This window comes from Nocardioides albus, assembly GCF_014648255.1.
Taxonomy (GTDB): domain Bacteria; phylum Actinomycetota; class Actinomycetes; order Propionibacteriales; family Nocardioidaceae; genus Nocardioides; species Nocardioides albus.
In genome coordinates, this window is the sequence record NZ_BMQT01000006.1 from 173,248 (window position 1) to 188,831 (window position 15,584).

General features: G+C 69.4%; 15 protein-coding genes and 2 tRNA genes. 7 read left to right on the top strand and 10 right to left on the bottom strand.

All coding sequences use genetic code 11. From position 1 onward, the window contains the following. Positions 1-134: 134 nt before the first annotated feature. The 6 genes from IEY84_RS14200 to IEY84_RS14225 form a co-directional block, all read right to left on the bottom strand. Complete coding sequence (locus IEY84_RS14200; protein WP_183546618.1) at positions 135-3,902, bottom strand: S8 family serine peptidase; 3,768 nt, start codon at positions 3,900-3,902, stop codon at positions 135-137. 195 nt (positions 3,903-4,097) lie between these two features. Then, positions 4,098-4,170 (bottom strand) — tRNA-Glu (locus IEY84_RS14205). Between the two features lie 91 nt (positions 4,171-4,261). Continuing rightward, positions 4,262-4,333, bottom strand: a tRNA-Gln gene (locus tag IEY84_RS14210). A 135-nt stretch (positions 4,334-4,468) separates the two neighbouring features. Beyond that, positions 4,469-5,407 (bottom strand): CPBP family intramembrane glutamic endopeptidase, encoded by a 939-nt coding sequence (locus IEY84_RS14215; RefSeq protein ID WP_183546620.1) that lies wholly within the window; start codon positions 5,405-5,407, stop codon positions 4,469-4,471. Positions 5,408-5,426: 19 nt separating this feature from the next. After that, complete coding sequence (gltX, locus tag IEY84_RS14220) at positions 5,427-6,917, bottom strand: glutamate--tRNA ligase (RefSeq protein ID WP_183547115.1); 1,491 nt, start codon at positions 6,915-6,917, stop codon at positions 5,427-5,429. Positions 6,918-6,958: 41 nt separating this feature from the next. Next, positions 6,959-7,771, bottom strand: coding sequence for a fumarylacetoacetate hydrolase family protein (locus IEY84_RS14225; RefSeq protein ID WP_183546622.1), 813 nt, complete (start codon positions 7,769-7,771; stop codon positions 6,959-6,961). A gap of 86 nt (positions 7,772-7,857) precedes the next feature. On the opposite strand from IEY84_RS14225, the gene IEY84_RS14230 reads away from it, so the two are divergent. After that, positions 7,858-8,706 (top strand): 3-methyladenine DNA glycosylase, encoded by an 849-nt coding sequence (locus IEY84_RS14230; protein ID WP_308424454.1) that lies wholly within the window; start codon positions 7,858-7,860, stop codon positions 8,704-8,706. 18 nt (positions 8,707-8,724) lie between these two features. Here the strand turns inward: IEY84_RS14230 and IEY84_RS14235 are convergent, their stop codons facing one another. From IEY84_RS14235 to IEY84_RS14245, 3 genes are all read right to left on the bottom strand, one after another. Then, a complete protein-coding gene (locus IEY84_RS14235; RefSeq protein WP_221208927.1) occupies positions 8,725-9,228 on the bottom strand; it encodes a nucleoside deaminase in 504 nt (167 codons plus the stop codon). 264 nt (positions 9,229-9,492) lie between these two features. Then, positions 9,493-9,807 (bottom strand): type II toxin-antitoxin system PemK/MazF family toxin, encoded by a 315-nt coding sequence (locus IEY84_RS14240; protein WP_183546626.1) that lies wholly within the window; start codon positions 9,805-9,807, stop codon positions 9,493-9,495. Then, positions 9,800-10,018: a ribbon-helix-helix protein, CopG family gene (locus IEY84_RS14245; RefSeq protein ID WP_183546628.1), complete on the bottom strand. Its 219-nt coding sequence runs from the start codon at positions 10,016-10,018 to the stop codon at positions 9,800-9,802. The genes IEY84_RS14240 and IEY84_RS14245 overlap by 8 nt, the downstream gene beginning before the upstream one ends. 94 nt (positions 10,019-10,112) lie before the next feature. Here IEY84_RS14245 and IEY84_RS14250 point away from each other — a divergent pair, with 94 nt between their 5' ends. The 3 genes from IEY84_RS14250 to IEY84_RS14260 are packed head-to-tail and all read left to right on the top strand — an operon-like array spanning position 10,113 to position 12,910. Continuing rightward, positions 10,113-11,198 (top strand): alpha/beta fold hydrolase, encoded by a 1,086-nt coding sequence (locus IEY84_RS14250; protein WP_183546630.1) that lies wholly within the window; start codon positions 10,113-10,115, stop codon positions 11,196-11,198. Positions 11,199-11,246: 48 nt separating this feature from the next. After that, positions 11,247-11,855, top strand: coding sequence for a pentapeptide repeat-containing protein (locus IEY84_RS14255; protein WP_221208928.1), 609 nt, complete (start codon positions 11,247-11,249; stop codon positions 11,853-11,855). Between the two features lie 17 nt (positions 11,856-11,872). Further along, positions 11,873-12,910 carry a DUF2330 domain-containing protein gene (locus tag IEY84_RS14260; RefSeq protein WP_183546634.1) on the top strand — a complete coding sequence of 346 codons (1,038 nt, stop codon included), beginning with the start codon at positions 11,873-11,875 and terminating at the stop codon, positions 12,908-12,910. Here the strand turns inward: IEY84_RS14260 and IEY84_RS14265 are convergent. Next, positions 12,896-13,465: a TetR/AcrR family transcriptional regulator C-terminal domain-containing protein gene (locus tag IEY84_RS14265; RefSeq protein WP_183546636.1), complete on the bottom strand. Its 570-nt coding sequence runs from the start codon at positions 13,463-13,465 to the stop codon at positions 12,896-12,898. The two genes, IEY84_RS14260 and IEY84_RS14265, sit on opposite strands and share 15 nt — an antisense overlap. A 111-nt stretch (positions 13,466-13,576) precedes the next feature. On the opposite strand from IEY84_RS14265, the gene IEY84_RS14270 reads away from it, so the two are divergent. The 3 genes from IEY84_RS14270 to IEY84_RS14280 are packed head-to-tail and all read left to right on the top strand — an operon-like array spanning position 13,577 to position 15,484. Beyond that, positions 13,577-14,185 (top strand): biotin transporter BioY, encoded by a 609-nt coding sequence (locus IEY84_RS14270; RefSeq protein ID WP_183546638.1) that lies wholly within the window; start codon positions 13,577-13,579, stop codon positions 14,183-14,185. Beyond that, the gene (locus tag IEY84_RS14275) at positions 14,178-14,882 is read left to right on the top strand and encodes an energy-coupling factor ABC transporter ATP-binding protein (protein ID WP_183546640.1); all 705 of its coding nucleotides are present in this window, start codon (positions 14,178-14,180) and stop codon (positions 14,880-14,882) included. Before IEY84_RS14270 ends, IEY84_RS14275 begins: the two co-directional genes overlap by 8 nt. Before the next feature lie 2 nt (positions 14,883-14,884). Further along, positions 14,885-15,484: a CbiQ family ECF transporter T component gene (locus IEY84_RS14280; RefSeq protein ID WP_221208961.1), complete on the top strand. Its 600-nt coding sequence runs from the start codon at positions 14,885-14,887 to the stop codon at positions 15,482-15,484. Positions 15,485-15,584: the final 100 nt, after the last annotated feature.

Consider the following 15,584-nt stretch of genomic DNA (forward strand, 5'->3'; position numbering starts at 1 on the left):
AACTCCTAGTGATAGTCCGATGAGCGACGAGCTGGACCGACCATCCCAGGGGGCCGAGACGGGCACAACATGCTCACGAGGTCGGGAAGACGCCATGTCGGGAACTCGTCACGGGAGCGACGAACACCCACCTGTCAGGAAGTCGGCTGGCCCGTCCGGAAGGCGCGGACCATGGTCTGATCGACCTCCGAGCCGGACCCGTCGGCCATGCTGACCCGCAGGTGGGCGAAGGTCCCCGGAGCTGCGTCACCGGGCACGATCGCGAACCAGCCTGCGGCCGTGCGCTGGACACGCGCGGGTGTCCAGCCGGTGACCTCGTCGACGCGGGACTGGTCCCCGAAGGCATAGTCGAGCGAGACGCGTGCCAGGTCGAGGGGACCGTCCTCCGTGTCCATGACCGCGGCCAGCGGGATCCGGACGTCGGTCCCGGACGGCACCTGGTTGGTCAGGTCGGAGGGCACGTCGACGACCGGGACCAGGAGCGGCTGAGCACCCTGATCGTCCGGTGAGGTCGGGAACCGCCACTCGGCACGGTAGGCGAGGCCCATCTGGTCGGCCGGCGAGATGGGCCGGGCCCACGTCTGACGGAAGGTGACCTCGGCCTTCTTCTGCGGCAGGACGTACTGTCCGTTCGTCTGCGGGTGCGGCACCCCGTCGAGCAGCAGCTGCCTGGTGCCGTTGTCGCGATAGTCCGCGGTGGAGTCGTGCCCGCCGGCGTCGCCGTACGGCGCGATCGCGAAGCTCAGCCGATTGGCCGTGCGGCTCATCATCGGCCGGTCGTAGGTGTTGCGGGTGGCCCCGTAGGGCGCCTTGAACCAGGAGCTGTGCTCCTTCGACCCGGCAGTCATCGTCCTCGGCCCGTCGAAGGACGACCCGTACGTCGTCCCGCCGAACCCGCGCGAGGCGATCGTCGTCCACGCCACGTCGGGGTCGGCCGTGTAGAACTCGGTACGCCGCAGCGGAGCCGCGAGCTGGAGCGTCGTCCCACCGGCGTACTGCCCGGCCAGGCCAGGCACCTTGACCTGGACGTTGGAGGCGTACGTGGTCTGCCCGCCCTGGGTGTGGTGATCGGCATCCACCCGAGCCAGCTCAGGATCACCGACCCGCTCGACGCCGGGAACGATGGCGTCGGTGCGGTAGCGCGCGAGGTTGTACAGGTACGGGCTGGAGGCCAGCGGGGTGCCGCTCCACGACATCGTGACCGGCCCCTCGGCCAGCTCGGCCTGCAGCGCGAGCGAGTCCTGCCAGGTGACGGTGATCTGCGGGAGCTTCGCGCCGCTGCCGCTGACCTGGAACCGTCCGACGCTGTCCGGGACCGCGGCGAGGACGCCGACCGCCCCACCGGCGACGGCGGCCGTGGACCAGGTGTTGGCGTTTCCGCCACCGGTGCCGGCGTCGAGCAGGACGACCTTGCCGTCGATGTCGTGCTTCGCGAAGTTCTCAGGGCTGCCCTTGCCGATGTGCACGAGCTCGGCCGACCCGCCGTCGGAGAACTCGGGTGCCAGCTGGACGGGGACGTCGTCCACGGTGTGTCCACCGGACGAGGTCATCTCCAGGCGGGGCGCAGAGAGTCGCGCCGACGCCACGAAGGCGAGCCGGTCATCGCGTGCCGGCTCGGCATAGATCGCCTTGGTCAGCATCGGGATCGTCTGCAGGAAGCCGGCTCTGATCGCACCGTCGTCGGTCATCTCGTAGCTCAGCCCCATGGCGAACCCGGCGGCCTCGCTGGGTCGGTTGGTCTTCCAGGTGATCTCTTCGGCGTCCCGCGCATCCAGGGTGACCGTGGTGTCGCCATCGACATCGATCTCGGACCGGTAGAGCTGGGAGAGGGAGGCGACGCTGCCCACGTTGCCCGGCTCGTCCCGGGTCATCACGGTCGCGGACAGGGCGTAGGCGCCGTGCGGCACCCGGATGGTGGTGCTGCCGGCCTGCGGGTAGCCGATCGTGTAGCGGCGGGCGGTGTCGCGGTGCTCATCGAAGAGCTGGAAGGTGGACGGGTCCGCGGCCGGATCACCGTGCCGGTCGACCGCACGCACCGTCAGGTTCGCCGAGGGCTCCTCGAGATGGACCGCGTACGGCGCGACGACCCGCTGTCCGTCGGTCCCGCTGGCGAGGAGCCGGCCGGTGACCACACCGTACGCCGCGGCCGGGATCTCGACCGTCGGGTCCAGGTCGAGCGACACCGCCGCAGTGCCTGCGGCGGGAACGACCACGGAGTCGGTGGCCAGGCCGACGAGGCCCTCGACCGGGGTCTCGCCGTCATCGCCCAGCACCGGCGAGAGGGAGAGGTCGAGCTCGGCAGGCTGGTCGGACCGGTTCGTCAGCGTGATCGTCGCCTTGGTGGGCGCGAGGTCTGCCTGGGGGTAGTCGAAGTCGCCGAGCGTCTGGTTCGGCGCCGCGAAGACGGTCTGGTCGACGGCCCGCCCGATGTCGAGCGGCCCGGCGCCCTGCTCCGGGACCGGGGTCTCGGTCGGGGCTGCCGCCGAGGTCAGAACGGCCTTGAGCTTCGCCGGCGTCAGGTTCGGGTCGTCTTGCAGGGCGAGTGCGGCGGCACCGGCGACATGCGGGGTCGCCATCGAGGTCCCTGAGCTGGCCGCGTAGGCGTGAGCCTCTCGGCCGCCCGCATTGGCCGCGACGACGCCGACGCCCTGCGAGGCGATGTCCGGCTTCGCCCAGTCGCCGCCGACCGCCGGGCCACGGCTGGAGAACGGCGCCGTCATGTTCTTCCGGTCGAGCGCGCCGACCGTCAGAGCTGCCGGGGAGCAGCCCGGGGTCGAGACCGTGGCGTGGCGGGAGGAGTTCCCGGCCGCCACCACGAAGAGTGCACGGTCGCTCAGTGCTTCCAGAGCCAGAGTGTCGACGCTGTTGCACGAGGTCGAGGCGTCGTTGCCCAGGGACATCGAGACGATGTCAGCGCCCTCGGCGACCGCCCACTGCATGCCGGCGATGATCCCGCTGGTGGCGCCGGAGCCGGAATTGTCGAGCACCTTGCCGACCATCAGGTCGGCGCCCGGTGCCATGCCTGCGTAGCGGCCGTCGGAGGCGGCGCCCGTGCCGGCGACGGTCGATGCGGTGTGGGTGCCGTGGCCGTTGAGGTCGTCGACCTGCTCGCCGGGGATGAAGGAGCGGGACGTGGTGACCTGTCCGGCGAGGTCGGGGTGGCCGAGGTCGTACCCGGTGTCCAGCACGGCGACCGTGACCCCGGTGCCGTCGACTCCGCGGGCGTGGGCCTGGGGTGCGCCGGTGAGCGGGACCGTGGGTGTCCCCAGGTCCGGGACCGCGGTGCCATGTACCTGCGCGTCGAGCCAGATCTTGCGCACCGATCCCGCCGCGCGAGCCCCTGACGTGGGCCGGAGACCGTCCCAGGCTTCCGCAGCCTGGTCCTTGTCGATGCTCAGCGCGGCTCCGCCGACCGAAGGCAGGGCTACGCCGGGATCAGTTCCAGCGACCGCGGCGCGCGGGCTTCGGCCCCCGGCGTACTGCACGATCACCGGCAGCGTGTCGCGGTGCGCGTCGTCGTAACCACTGGCGATCAGCGTAGTGACGTCGAACAGCCCCAGATCGAGCCGGCCGGCGTCGATCATCGACTGCACCCCGTCCGGGACGACGTAGGTGTGCTGCCCGTCCTGCCACACGACACTGCCGTGATCGGCACCCTCGGCGGCGCGCAGGCCCGCCGACAGCACCCGGCCCGCTCCGTCGACCCGAGCGTCGACGACGTCGCCGGTGACGAGGGTGACGGTCTTGTGGTGACCGGACGGCTCGGTCACGGACCGGATCCCTTCGTCGTCCGCGCCGGAGGCGCCGGGCTCGGCCGCCTGCGCCCCTGAACCGCTGACGACGACGAGGCCCAGAGCGGCCATCGCGACCACACACTTTCGCCAGGACGGGGAGGAGGGCATCGGAGTCTCCGTTCACGTACGTTCGCCCGGCGATGGCCAGGACCGTCGCACACGCTAAGCGGAAATGACCGGCCGTCGACCGTGAAGGCGATGTCGGACAGTTGCCATGTCGCAGCCTCGCCACCGCCGCATCGGCTGCCTACCGACGAAATGCGAAGAGCCCCGAGTCAAAGACTCGGGGCTCTTCGTGCGTTGTACCCCCGACCGGATTTGAACCGGCGTTACCGCCGTGAGAGGGCGACGTCCTAGGCCGCTAGACGACGGGGGCTTGCACTGCTTCCGCGGACTTTCGTCCGTTTCAGCGGGAGAAACTCTAGCGAATCGCCTTGATCTCTCCCAAATCCTCAGCTGAGGATCCGCTGGGCTACTAGGACTCGAACCTAGAATAACTGGACCAGAACCAGTCGTGTTGCCAATTACACCATAGCCCATCATCTTGGTCGACTTAGCCTCGAACGAGGCCGTCGACAAGAGTGATGTGGCCCTCGGAATTTCTCCCTCGAACCGAGAGGAAACATTACCGGGGACGCCCCCAGGCTACGAAATCGGCACGCCCTAGAAGCCCCCTAGACGCTCTTCGTCGTGGTCGAGAGGCCCGCTGATCTGGCGGCCCACACGGTCAGCGCCAGGAAGACACCCGACTGGACCAGCGTGACCGGGATCCGCCACCACGACGCCTCGGAGGTGTTGAGCACCGTCGAGATGTCACCGAAGGCAACAGCCATCCCGAGGCTGACGAAGTTGTTGAGGACGTGCATCGCGATGCCGGCCTCGATGCCTCCGGTCGCGATGACGCAGATCCCGGCGACGATCCCGAAGGCGAACCGGTCCAGGAACAGCGGCAGGTCCTGGGACCCGTGGGCGAAGGCGAACAGCAGCGCGGTGATCGTCACCGAGACCGTACGCGCGCCCAGCATCCCGCCGAAGAGGGACCCGAAGGTCTGGAAGATGTAGCCGCGGAAGAGATACTCCTCCCCCGCCGCCTGCAGCGGGGTGAGCAGCACGATCACGAGCACGAAGTCGCGCATCGTGCTCGTCCACGGGTTGAGGGTGGTGGCGCCGAGGTCCTCCCCCGGGATCGGCAGCCGGGAGGCGATGATGACGGTGACCACCATCGTGATCGCAGCGATCCCGAGACACTGCAACAGCCATCGCCAGCGGATCCGCCGTTCCACCGAGGCCAGCCACCCCGGCCTCAGACCGTGCAGCGCCCAGCACAGCAGCATGGCTGCCGGGATGGCGCCGGCCAGCGACAGCAGCAGGAACGCCAGGGACTCCGGTGTGACGTTCTCGACGTCGGCCACCCGGACCATCCCGTTGGTGACGTCGTCGCCGGCGAGCACGAAGAAGATCTCGAACCCGGCCAGCACCACTGCCGGCGAGACGAAGAAGACACACAGTCCGATCAGGATGAGTCCGACCAGCGGCCGCCCCCAGCCGCTGCGGCCACTGCGCTGCACCTGGTAGTACGCCAGTCCCGAGGGCGGCTCCACGACCGTGCTCATCCTGCCCGTCCTGCCACGTTCAGCCCCTCCCGAGAACCGCCTTCAGGCGCCCCAGCGTACGCTCCCGGCCGAGCAGCTCCATGGATTCGAACAGCGGCGGGCTGATCCGTTTTCCGGTCACCGCGACCCGCACCGGGCCATAGGCCTTGCGCGGCTTGAGCTCAAGCCCGTCGATCAGGGCTGCGGTCAGCGCGTCCTGGATCTCGGCGGTCGACCACGTGGTGAGACCGGCCAGTGCGTCGTACGAAGCCTGGACGACCTCGATGCCCGACTCGTCGAGCAGCTTGGCGGCGTCCTCCTCGTCGAGCGTGAAGTCGGTCTCCGGGACGAAGAGGAAACGGAGCATGTCGGAGGCCTCGCCGAGCTTGTTGATCCGCTCGGCGACCAGCGGCATCGCCTGCTCGAGCATCTGCGCGTCGGCGTCGTTGACCGGGTCGGAGATGATCCCGTCGGCCTTGAGGTAGGGAATCACCCGGTGGGTGATCTCCTCGACCGGCAGCAGCCGCATGTGGGAGGCGTTGATCGCCTCCGCCTTCTTGATGTCGAAGCGGGCCGGGTTCTTGACCACGTCGTGGATCTCGAAGGCCTCGACCATCTCCTCCATCGTGAAGATGTCGCGGTCGGCGGCGATCGCCCAGCCGAGCAGCGCCACGTAGTTCAGCAGCCCCTCGGGCAGGAAGCCCTCCTCGCGGTACTTCAGCGCGTGCGCCTCCGGGTCGCGCTTGGAGAGCTTCTTGTTGCCCTGACCCATCACGTACGGCAGGTGGCCGAACTCCGGCGCACGCTCGGCCAGCCCGACCTCGACGAAGGCGTCGAAGAGCGCGATCTGGCGCGGCGTCGAGGAGAGGAGGTCCTCGCCGCGGAAGACGTGGGTGATGTGCATGGTGGCGTCATCGACCGGCGCGGTGAGCGTGTAGAGCGGGTCGCCGTTGGCGCGGGCGAGCGCGTAGTCGGGGACATGCTTGGTCTCGAAGGTCACCTCGCCGCGGACGAGGTCGTTGAAGGTGATCGACCCGTCGGGCATGCGGAAGCGCGGCACGCTGGTGCGACCCTCCGCCTCGTACGCCTTGATCTGGTCCTCGCTCAGGTCGCGGCAGTGGTTGTCGTAGCCCTGGGCGGGCGCCTCGCCCTTGACGCCCTCGGCCTTGGCTGCCTTGTAGGCAGCCAGCCGCTCCTCGTAGCGGGCGGTGGTCTCCTCGCCGGTGCAGTAGCACTCGTAGACGTGGGAGGAGGCGCGCAGCCGCGCGAGCGCGTCGGCGTAGATCTCCGAGCGCTCCGACTGGCGGTAGGGGCCGTAGGGGCCGCCGACCTCGACGCCCTCGTCCCAGTCCAGCTTGAGCCAGCGCATCAGGTCGAGGAGCCCGTCGTAGGACTCCTCGGTGTTGCGCGCCTTGTCGGTGTCCTCGATGCGGAAGACGAAGGTGCCGCCGTGGTGGCGCGCGAACGCCCAGTTGAACAGGGCGGTCCGGACCAGGCCGACGTGGGGCGACCCGGTCGGCGAGGGAGCCATCCGGACCCGGTAGTCCTTCGGGTCGAGTGAGTTGCTGTCAGTCACCGCTGTGCCACCTTGTTCGTCAGAGCTCCGAGCCCCTCGACGAAGATCTCGATCTCGTCACCGGGCTCCATGGGACCGACACCCTCAGGGGTGCCGGTGAGGATCACATCGCCCGGGAGCAGCGTCATGACGCTGCTGATGTGGGCGATCAGCTTCGGGATGTCGTGGACGAGGTCCTTCGTGGACCCGTCCTGGACGACGTCACCGTTGAGGAAGGTCTGGATGCGTACGCCGGCGGCCAGCTGCTCGAGCTCGACGTCCGTCTCGATCCACGGACCGAGCGGGCAGAAGGTGTCGTAGCCCTTCGCCTGGGAGAAGTGCTTCAGCCGCCGCTGGATGTCCCGCGCGGTCACGTCGTTGGCGACCGTCATCCCGTAGATGACGTCCTTCACCTTCTCCTCCGGGACGTCGCGGCAGATCCGGCCGATCACGATCGCGAGCTCGCCCTCGAAGTGGAGGTCCTCGACGCCGGCGGGCCGCTGGATCGCGTCGTTCGGCCCGCACACGGCGGTGTTGGGCTTGATGAAGAAGAGCGGCTCGGCGGGGACCTCGTTGCCGAGCTCGGCGGCGTGCTTGGCGTAGTTGCGGGCGACCGCGACCACCTTGCTGCGCGGGATGACCGGCGCGAGCAGCTTGACGTCGTCGAACTTGTGGACCTGGTCGGTGAGGTTGACCCCGGAGAACAGCGGGTCGCCCTGGAGAGCGACCACGGTCGCGTCCTCGCTGAGCTGGCCGTAGCCGTCGAGGTCCCCCACGACGACGCCGAACTGGGGCTCGCCACCCTTGGCAGTGAATCTGGCGATGCGCACGAGGTGAGCCTATCCGGAGGACACCGGTTGTCGGTGGTCGAGCCTGTCGAGACCCCGTATCTGGGCGTTGCCTACCCTTGTATCTCGTGGAGGTGCTGTCGCGTTCGGAATGGACCGCTCGCGCGGAGGCTCACCGCGCACGCCTGGCGCCCTACGTGGAGCCGCATCTCGCCCGCCGTGGCGCCCGGGTCAAGCACCCGGTCAACGACTTCCTCTTCACCTACTACTCCTACCGTCCCGCGCAGCTGCTGCGCTGGCACCCGGGGTTCGGGGTGAGGCTGTCGGACGCTCCGGAGTACGCCTCGCTCCGCGGCTATGCGGACGGCACCGTCACCGCAGACTTCCTCGCCGACAAGCGCCTGCTCGTTGAGACGCTCCTGAAGCTGCTTCGGGCGACCGCTGGGCGCGAGGGCAACTTCGGCTGCTTCGGCCTCCACGAGTGGGCGATGGTCTACCAGCTGACCCCGGAGCAGGTACGCCACGCCGACTGGCCCTTGCGCTTGGGGGCCGCCGGGACCGACCGCGTGGTCGAGTCCCACCGGATCGCGTGCAGCCACTTCGACGCGTACCGCTTCTTCACTCCCCCGGCCGCACCGCTCAACACCCTCTCCCCGCGCTCCGACGACCGCGCGGCCTTCGAGCAGCCGGGCTGCCTGCACGGCAACATGGACCTCTACAAGCACGCCTTCCGGCTCTCGCCGCTGGTCTCCTCCGACCTGGTCGCCGACTGCTTCGAGCTCGCCTGGGACATCCGCACGATGGACATGAAGGCCGCTCCCTACGACCTCGCCGAGCTCGGCCTAGACCCGATCCGCATCGAGACCGCCGCCGGCAAGCAGGAGTACGCCGCCGCCCAGCGCACCTTCGCCGAGCGTGCCGCTCCGCTCCGGGAGCGCCTGATCGCCGAGTGCGACTGGCTCCTCGTCGGGTGGTGAGTCCGCGATCTTTCGTGGCTACCCATGAGCAAGGCCGGCGCACCACTGTCGCATCCCGGTCGGGTGGGAGTCGTCGGCGGCGTACGCAGCGAACTGCTCGCGGATCGCGGTCTCGCAGAATCCGCCTTCGATCGTGCTCGGCGGTTTGAAGAACGGAAGCTCCGTGCGCGGCTTCCAGTGTGCGAACGCCTCGACGCCACCATCGTCGGGTGACCAGAGGCCGAAGTAGACGTGATCGATGCCCAACGTCACAGCGGCACCGAGGCACATCAGGCACGGCTCGAGGTTGACGGCCAGGGTGAGCGGAAGATCGCGCCGAGCGAAGCCGATCCGTCGATCTGCCGCGTCCATCGCGCGCAAGTCTGCATGAACCATGCGGCGGCGCTCTGCCTTCTCCGAGGTGAAAGCACTGGCGATCACCTCATCACCCAGAAGCACGACGGCGCCGATCGGCATCTCGCCCATCGCGAGGCCTCTGCCGGCAGCCTCGACCGCGAGCACGACAGCGTCCTCTGGATCCACTCGAGCAGGATGCCAGGTTCTCAGGATCCCGGCTCGAGTAATCGAGATGGCCGACGCTTGCAGCCACCACGGTTCTCATGAGCAGCTCGCCGAACTGGGAGGCCGTAGGCGCGTCCAACTTCCCCGCGACACGCCGAGACCGCGGCGTGTCGGCCCGAATCCAGACGTCTTGATGGCCGCTACCCGCGAGCAGCACCGGCACCGAGATCGCCGAGGACTTCCCGATGCCTCCGGCGCTGAGTTCGCCGACGAATGCGGACGGGCCTACGTGCGACCGCCCGCCCGTAGAGCGAAGGCGCTGGTGATCGCCTTGGCCAGATCGGGCTCTTGACGGTCGAAGAAGAAGCCGATGTGACGGCCAAGCGCGGCCTTGTCGATGGTGATGATGTTGTCGCAGCTGACCACGCAGGCACATTCCAGCCCGTTCTCCGGACCGACCCCGACCTCGGTGCTGAGGCCCTTGATCGTGGAGGTGATCGGCGCGACCGTTACCCGGCGCATCGCGGCGCGTACCGGCTCACGCGTCAGCACCAAGACAGGGCGAGCCTTGTCCAGGTGGGCGATGTGAAGATCACGCATCGAGCGCGGCGTGCTTCACCATGTCGTCGAAGTCGTCGTAGTCGCCTGACTCCTCGAGGATCCGAGCATCCGCCTCGGCGCGTCGATGCTGTCGATAGAGGCTCAGCGCTTCGCACACGATCGCCGCCCGCGGACCATCACCAGCACGCACGAGCTCGTCAACGTACGCAGCCATCTCATCCGGCAGGCGGACGGTGATCTGAACACTCATACCGAAATAATACCACTCTGGGATTCAATGTGCCCTCGCCGGTGGTGACGGGTGACACACGTGACCCCGAACGGCGGGGTACGTTGATCCCACGATGGCCCTCCTTCCCCACCCCCGACACGCTGCCGCCTCGATCGCCACCACGGTCGGCGCCGCGGCGGGGAACGTCGCGCACGCACTGCTCTACGGCGGCCTCGCGGACCTGAGGCCGATGCCGCGTACGTTGATCGACGACGGCACCCGGCGCGAGCTCTACCACTACCGACCGGCCGCGGGTGAGACTCCTGAGGGCGACCCGGTCCTGCTGGTGACGCCGCTGGCGGCGCCGGCGATCTGCTACGACCTGCGGCGCGACTGCTCGGTGGTCGAGCATCTGGTGGAGACGAACCGGCCGACGTATCTGGTCGAGTACGGCGAGGTGAACTTCGCCGACCGCAGCCTCGGCATCGAGCACTGGATCGAGCACGTCGTACCGGAGGCGATCCGGTCGGTCTCCGAGCACGCCGGCGGGAAGCCCGTGCATGTGGTCGGCTGGTCGCTGGGCGGGATCTTCACGATGCTCGCCGCCGCCGACTATCCCGACCTCCCGATCGCCTCGCTCGCGGTGCTGGGCTCGCCCTGCGACGTACGTCAGGTGCCATTGATCGCGCCGTTGCGGCCGCTGCTCAACCTGCCGCCGGGCAACCTGGTCACCACCGCCTCGCGGGCTCTCGGCGGCGCCCCGAAGCCGCTGGTCAGGTGGGCTTTCCAGATCTCCTCGGTGGACAAGATGTTCACGAAGCCGGTCGCGAAGCTGTCCAACCTGGCCGACCGCGAGTTCCTCGCCCAGCTCGAGGCCGTCGACCGGTTCACCGACAACATCATCGCCTACCCGGGGCGTACGTTCGGGCAGCTCTATCACCACTTCTTCCGCACCAACGCGCTGTTCAGCGGCCAGATCGACCTCGGGGACCACGCCGTCTACCTCCGTGACGTCAAGCAGCCCACCCTCGTGGTCGCAGGAGCGAACGACGGCATCGGTCCGGTCGCTTCCGTCAAGCCGCTCATCGACCTGCTCACCGGCGCCGAGGAGCTCCGCTTCGAGGTCGTGCCGGGCGGTCATCTCGGCCTGCTCACCGGCCGCGCCGCCCGCGACACCACCTGGCCCCTCCTCGACGAGTGGTTCGCTCAGCACGACTGAGCCAGGTCGTCGGCGTTCCTGTCGGTGGCGGGTGGCAGGGTGTGCGCCATGTCGAACCCACCCGCAGAGGCGACCGACGAGCACTTCCGCAACGAGGACTGGTACGCAGCCGACCTCTCCGGCTCGCGGTTCGTCGACTGTGTCTTCACCGACGTCGACCTGACCGAGGCGAACACGTCGTCGGCGGTCTTCGAGCGATGCACGTTCCACGGTGGCCGGTTCAACGCCTCGACCCATGTCGGTTCGGCGTTCGTCGGCTGTGACTTCCGGCGTACCAACTTCTTCGACTCGACGTTCGAGGGCTGCAAGCTCAGCGGGAGCGAGTTCTCCGGCTGCACCCTGCGACCGCTGAAGGTGAGCGGCGGCGTGTGGCGCGGCGTCTCGCTGCGCGGCGCGAACCTCGCCCGGCTCGACCTGTCCGGGCTGGACCTGCGCGAAGCCGACCTGTCGCTGGCCGACCTCAGCGACGCGGTCCTGCGCGAGGCCCGTCTCGGTGGCGCCACGCTCCAGGAGACGATCCTGCACGGCGCCGATCTCCGCGGCGCCGATCTCGACCGCGTCGACCTCACCACGGCGTCACTGCGCGGCACGAAGCTCGACCTCGCCGGTGCCGTGCTGCTCGCCGAGCTGCACGGCGCAGAGGTCGAGACCGCGTGACCGATAGGTTGTCCGCCATGTTCCGTGGAGCAGTACGCATCGTGGTGGTCGCCGTCGTCGCCGGCCTGCTGCTGGTGCCTGGCTCCGCACGGGCCTGCGCCTGCGGCGCGGCCTACGCCCCGGAGGGCCACACGGTGGAGGCCGGCGAGGAGATCGCCTTCTTGAGCTGGGCAGAGGAGGGCGAGCGCGAGCGGCTCGAGATGCTGCTCGGGATCACCACGGACACTCCGGACCTCGCGGTCCTGGTGCCGACGCCAACCGTCCCGGCCGTCACTCAGGGAGACCCGGAGCGCTTCGACGAGCTGGCTCGGCTGGCCACCCCGCCGGCGAAGGAGGACTGGTCGCTCTTCGGCGAGGACGGCGCCGGCGCCCCGCCCGGCAAGGCGCCCGAGGTCATCTCCCGAACCGTGCTGGAGGACGTCGTCGCCACCGTCATCGAGGGCGGGGACGCCAGCGGGGTGGCGGGCTGGCTGCGTACGAACGGGTATGCGACCAAACCTGAGCTCGAGCCGGTCATCGCCGACTACCTCGATGACGGCTGGCGGTTCACCGCTGTCAAGATGCGCGGCGACAAGCCGTTCGACGGCTATGCCGACCCGATCGTCCTCACCTTCGACACCCCCAGCCTCGTCTATCCGATGCGACTCAGCTCTGCGGCCGAGAAGCCGGGCGAGGTCACCGTCTTCACCCTTGACCGTACGTTCCGCTCGCCGCGCGCCTCGTGGGTGACCGCGACGGAGCCCGCGGCCGCGGTCGAGCTCGTCGAGGACGGCGTCCACGACGACGTGCTCGACAACCTCGTCGAGCAGGGCCAGAACCGGCTGACCAGGTGGACGTTCTCGATCGACGACCCGGCCACGCTCACCAGCGACCTCGAGCTCGCGCGGGAACCGGGGATCGGCGAGACCTTCACCCCGGCCGCGACCGAGTCCGCGCGCGACGCCGAGCGGAACCTGTCACCGTGGGTGGCGGTGGTCAGTGGCACGCTCGGGCTGGTCGTCGGGGCAGGGGCGGTCCTGCTGCTGCGCCGACGCCGGTCCTCAGCGGTCGACTGAGGCCTCGCGGACGGCCTTGGCCATCGTGATCCCGGCGGCGATCAGGCCCAGGCCGGTGACGAAGTCGTCGGTGTCGCGTACGTCGTCCTCGATGGCACCCGCGGCAGCGGCCTGGAGGTGGGTCTGCTCGTCGACGGCGTGGCCGTAGACGAAGTGGAGCAGGGTGCGGGCCGCGACCTGAGCGAGGTCGCCGAGGCCGCCGTCCTTCAGGGCGGCGACCAGGTCGTCGTACGGCTGGGTCGCGCCGAGCCCGAAGGCCCAGACGGTGGCGACGACCTCGGCGCCGTCGCGGTAGGCCAGCAGCGAGTCGCGCAGGTCGGTGCAGATGGCGGTGACGCGTACGTCCCAGGCGCCCGACGGCTCGTGTCGGCCCCGGAGCAGGATCTCGTCGGCCACCGCCGCCAGCAGCGACTGCTTGTTGGCGAAGTGGTGGTAGAGGGCGCTGGGGCGGACGCCGAGCTCGGTGCCGAGACGACGCATCGTCAGGTCGGCGAGGCCATAGTCGTCGAGGACCTGAAGCGCGCGGGCGACGACGTCCTCACGGCGGTAACGCATGTTGCTCCCAGGGGCCGGGTGGTGGGACGAAGTGGACGAAGACGTACGTCGACCTTAACCTGAACACCGTTCACCTGACCACGGTTCAGGTCTGAGTACGCAGGAGCGAGTATGACCGAGTCCCCGACGAGCACTGATGAGACCCCTACGACGAGATCGCCGCGCCTCGACGCCACCGACCTCGCGCTGGTCGCCGCGTTCGCGGCCCTGATCGCGGTCTGCTCCTACCTCGCGGCCATCCCGATGGGCGGCGCCGGAGTGCCGCTGACACTGCAGGGGTTCGCGCTCCTGCTGACCGGCGCGCTGCTGGGGCCGCTGCGTGGCACCGCGGCGGTGGCGCTCTACTTCGTCCTCGGGATCGCCGGCCTCCCTGTCTTCGCCGGTCACGCAGCCGGGCCGGGCGTCTTCGTCGGCGTCACCGCCGGTTATTTGTGGTCGTTCCCTCTCATGGTGCTCGCGGTCGGCCTGCTGGTGAAGTACGTCCTGCGGGGCCGCCGCACCAACCCGGTCCTCGTCTTCGCTGCCTGTGTCGTCGGCGTCGTCATCAACCACGTCGGCGGCATCATCGGGATGGCCGTCGTGCTCCACGTCGGCCTGCTCGAGGCCGCGGCCTTCGACGCCCCCTACTGGATCGGCGACTTCATCAAGGCCGCGGTCGCCGCGGTCGTCGCCTCCCAGGTCCACCGCGCCTTCCCGAAGCTGCTCGCCCGACGTGCCTGAGCTCCGCTTCGAGGCTGCCGAGGTCCGGGTCGAGTCCCCGGATCTCGACGGCGAGCGCACGATCCTCGGGGCGACGACGCTCACGTTGACCGAGCAGCGGATCGGCATCATCGGCAGCAACGGCTCGGGAAAGTCGACCCTCGCGCGGATGATCAACGGCCTGATCACGCCCACATCCGGGAGGGTGAACGTCGACGGCCTCGACGTGGCTCGTCGTGGTGCTGAGGTGCGTCGCCGGGTCGGGTTCACCTTCACCGACCCAGCCGCCCAGCTGGTGATGCCGACCTGTGTCGAGGACGTCGAGCTGTCCTTGCGCAGGACGGTGAAGGACCGCGTACGCCGCAAGCAGGTCGCTCTCGAGACGCTGGCGCGCTTCGGGCTCGCGGAGCGGGCCGAGGTCAGCGTCCACGCCCTCTCCGGTGGCCAGCGCCAGCTGCTCGCGCTGGCCGGCGTCCTCGCCACCGAGCCGGACGTGCTCGTCACCGACGAGCCGACGACGCTGCTCGACCTGCGCAACACCCGGATGGTCGGGGAGCTGCTCTTCTCGCTCCCCCAGCAGCTCGTCCTGGTCACCCACGACCTCGATCTCGTACGCCGCTGCGACCGCGTCCTCGTCGTCGAGGACGGCCAGGTCTGCTACGACGGCGAGGCCGACGCGGCGGTCGAGCACTACGTGCGGACGGTGAGCGAGCCGTGAGCATGACGGTCGGCCTCTACCGCGCCGGCGACACCGTCCTCCACCGGCTTCCGGTCGGGGTCAAGCTGTTCGGCCTGGCCGTCCTCAGCGTGGCGATCGTGGCGGTCCGCGGCCCGTTGCTCGCAGCCGGCTTCCTCGCCCTCGCCGTGGCTCTCGCACTGATCGGCCGGCTCGACCTACCGTCCACCGCACGGGCGCTGCGTGCGGTGCTCGTGATCGCGTTCGTCGTCGCGCTCCTGCAATGGTGGCTGTTCACCTTCGACCGGGCCGTGGAGTCGCTGCTCGACCTCGTCTCCCTCGCACTGCTCGCCCTCACCCTGACCGTCACCACGCCGACCACCGAGACCCTCGACGCCGTCGTACGCTGGATCCGCCCGCTCCAGCGCTTCGGGCTCGACCCGGAGCGGGTCGCCCTGACGATCGCGATGGCGATCCAGGCTCTTCCCGGCACTCTCGCGCTGGCGCAGGAGACCCGCGACGCCGCCCGGGCCCGCGGCCTCGGCCGCTCCCCCCGCGCGTACCTCACCCCCTTCGTCATCCGCGTCGTCGCCCGCGCCCACGAGACCGGTGATGCCCTCAAGGCCCGCGGCCTCGGCGACTGACCCCTGCCGAGACGTCACCCCGGTCGGCCGAAGCGTCACCCCGGTCGGCCGAAGCGTCACCCCGGTCGGCCGAAGCGTCACCCCCGTCGGCCGAAGCGTC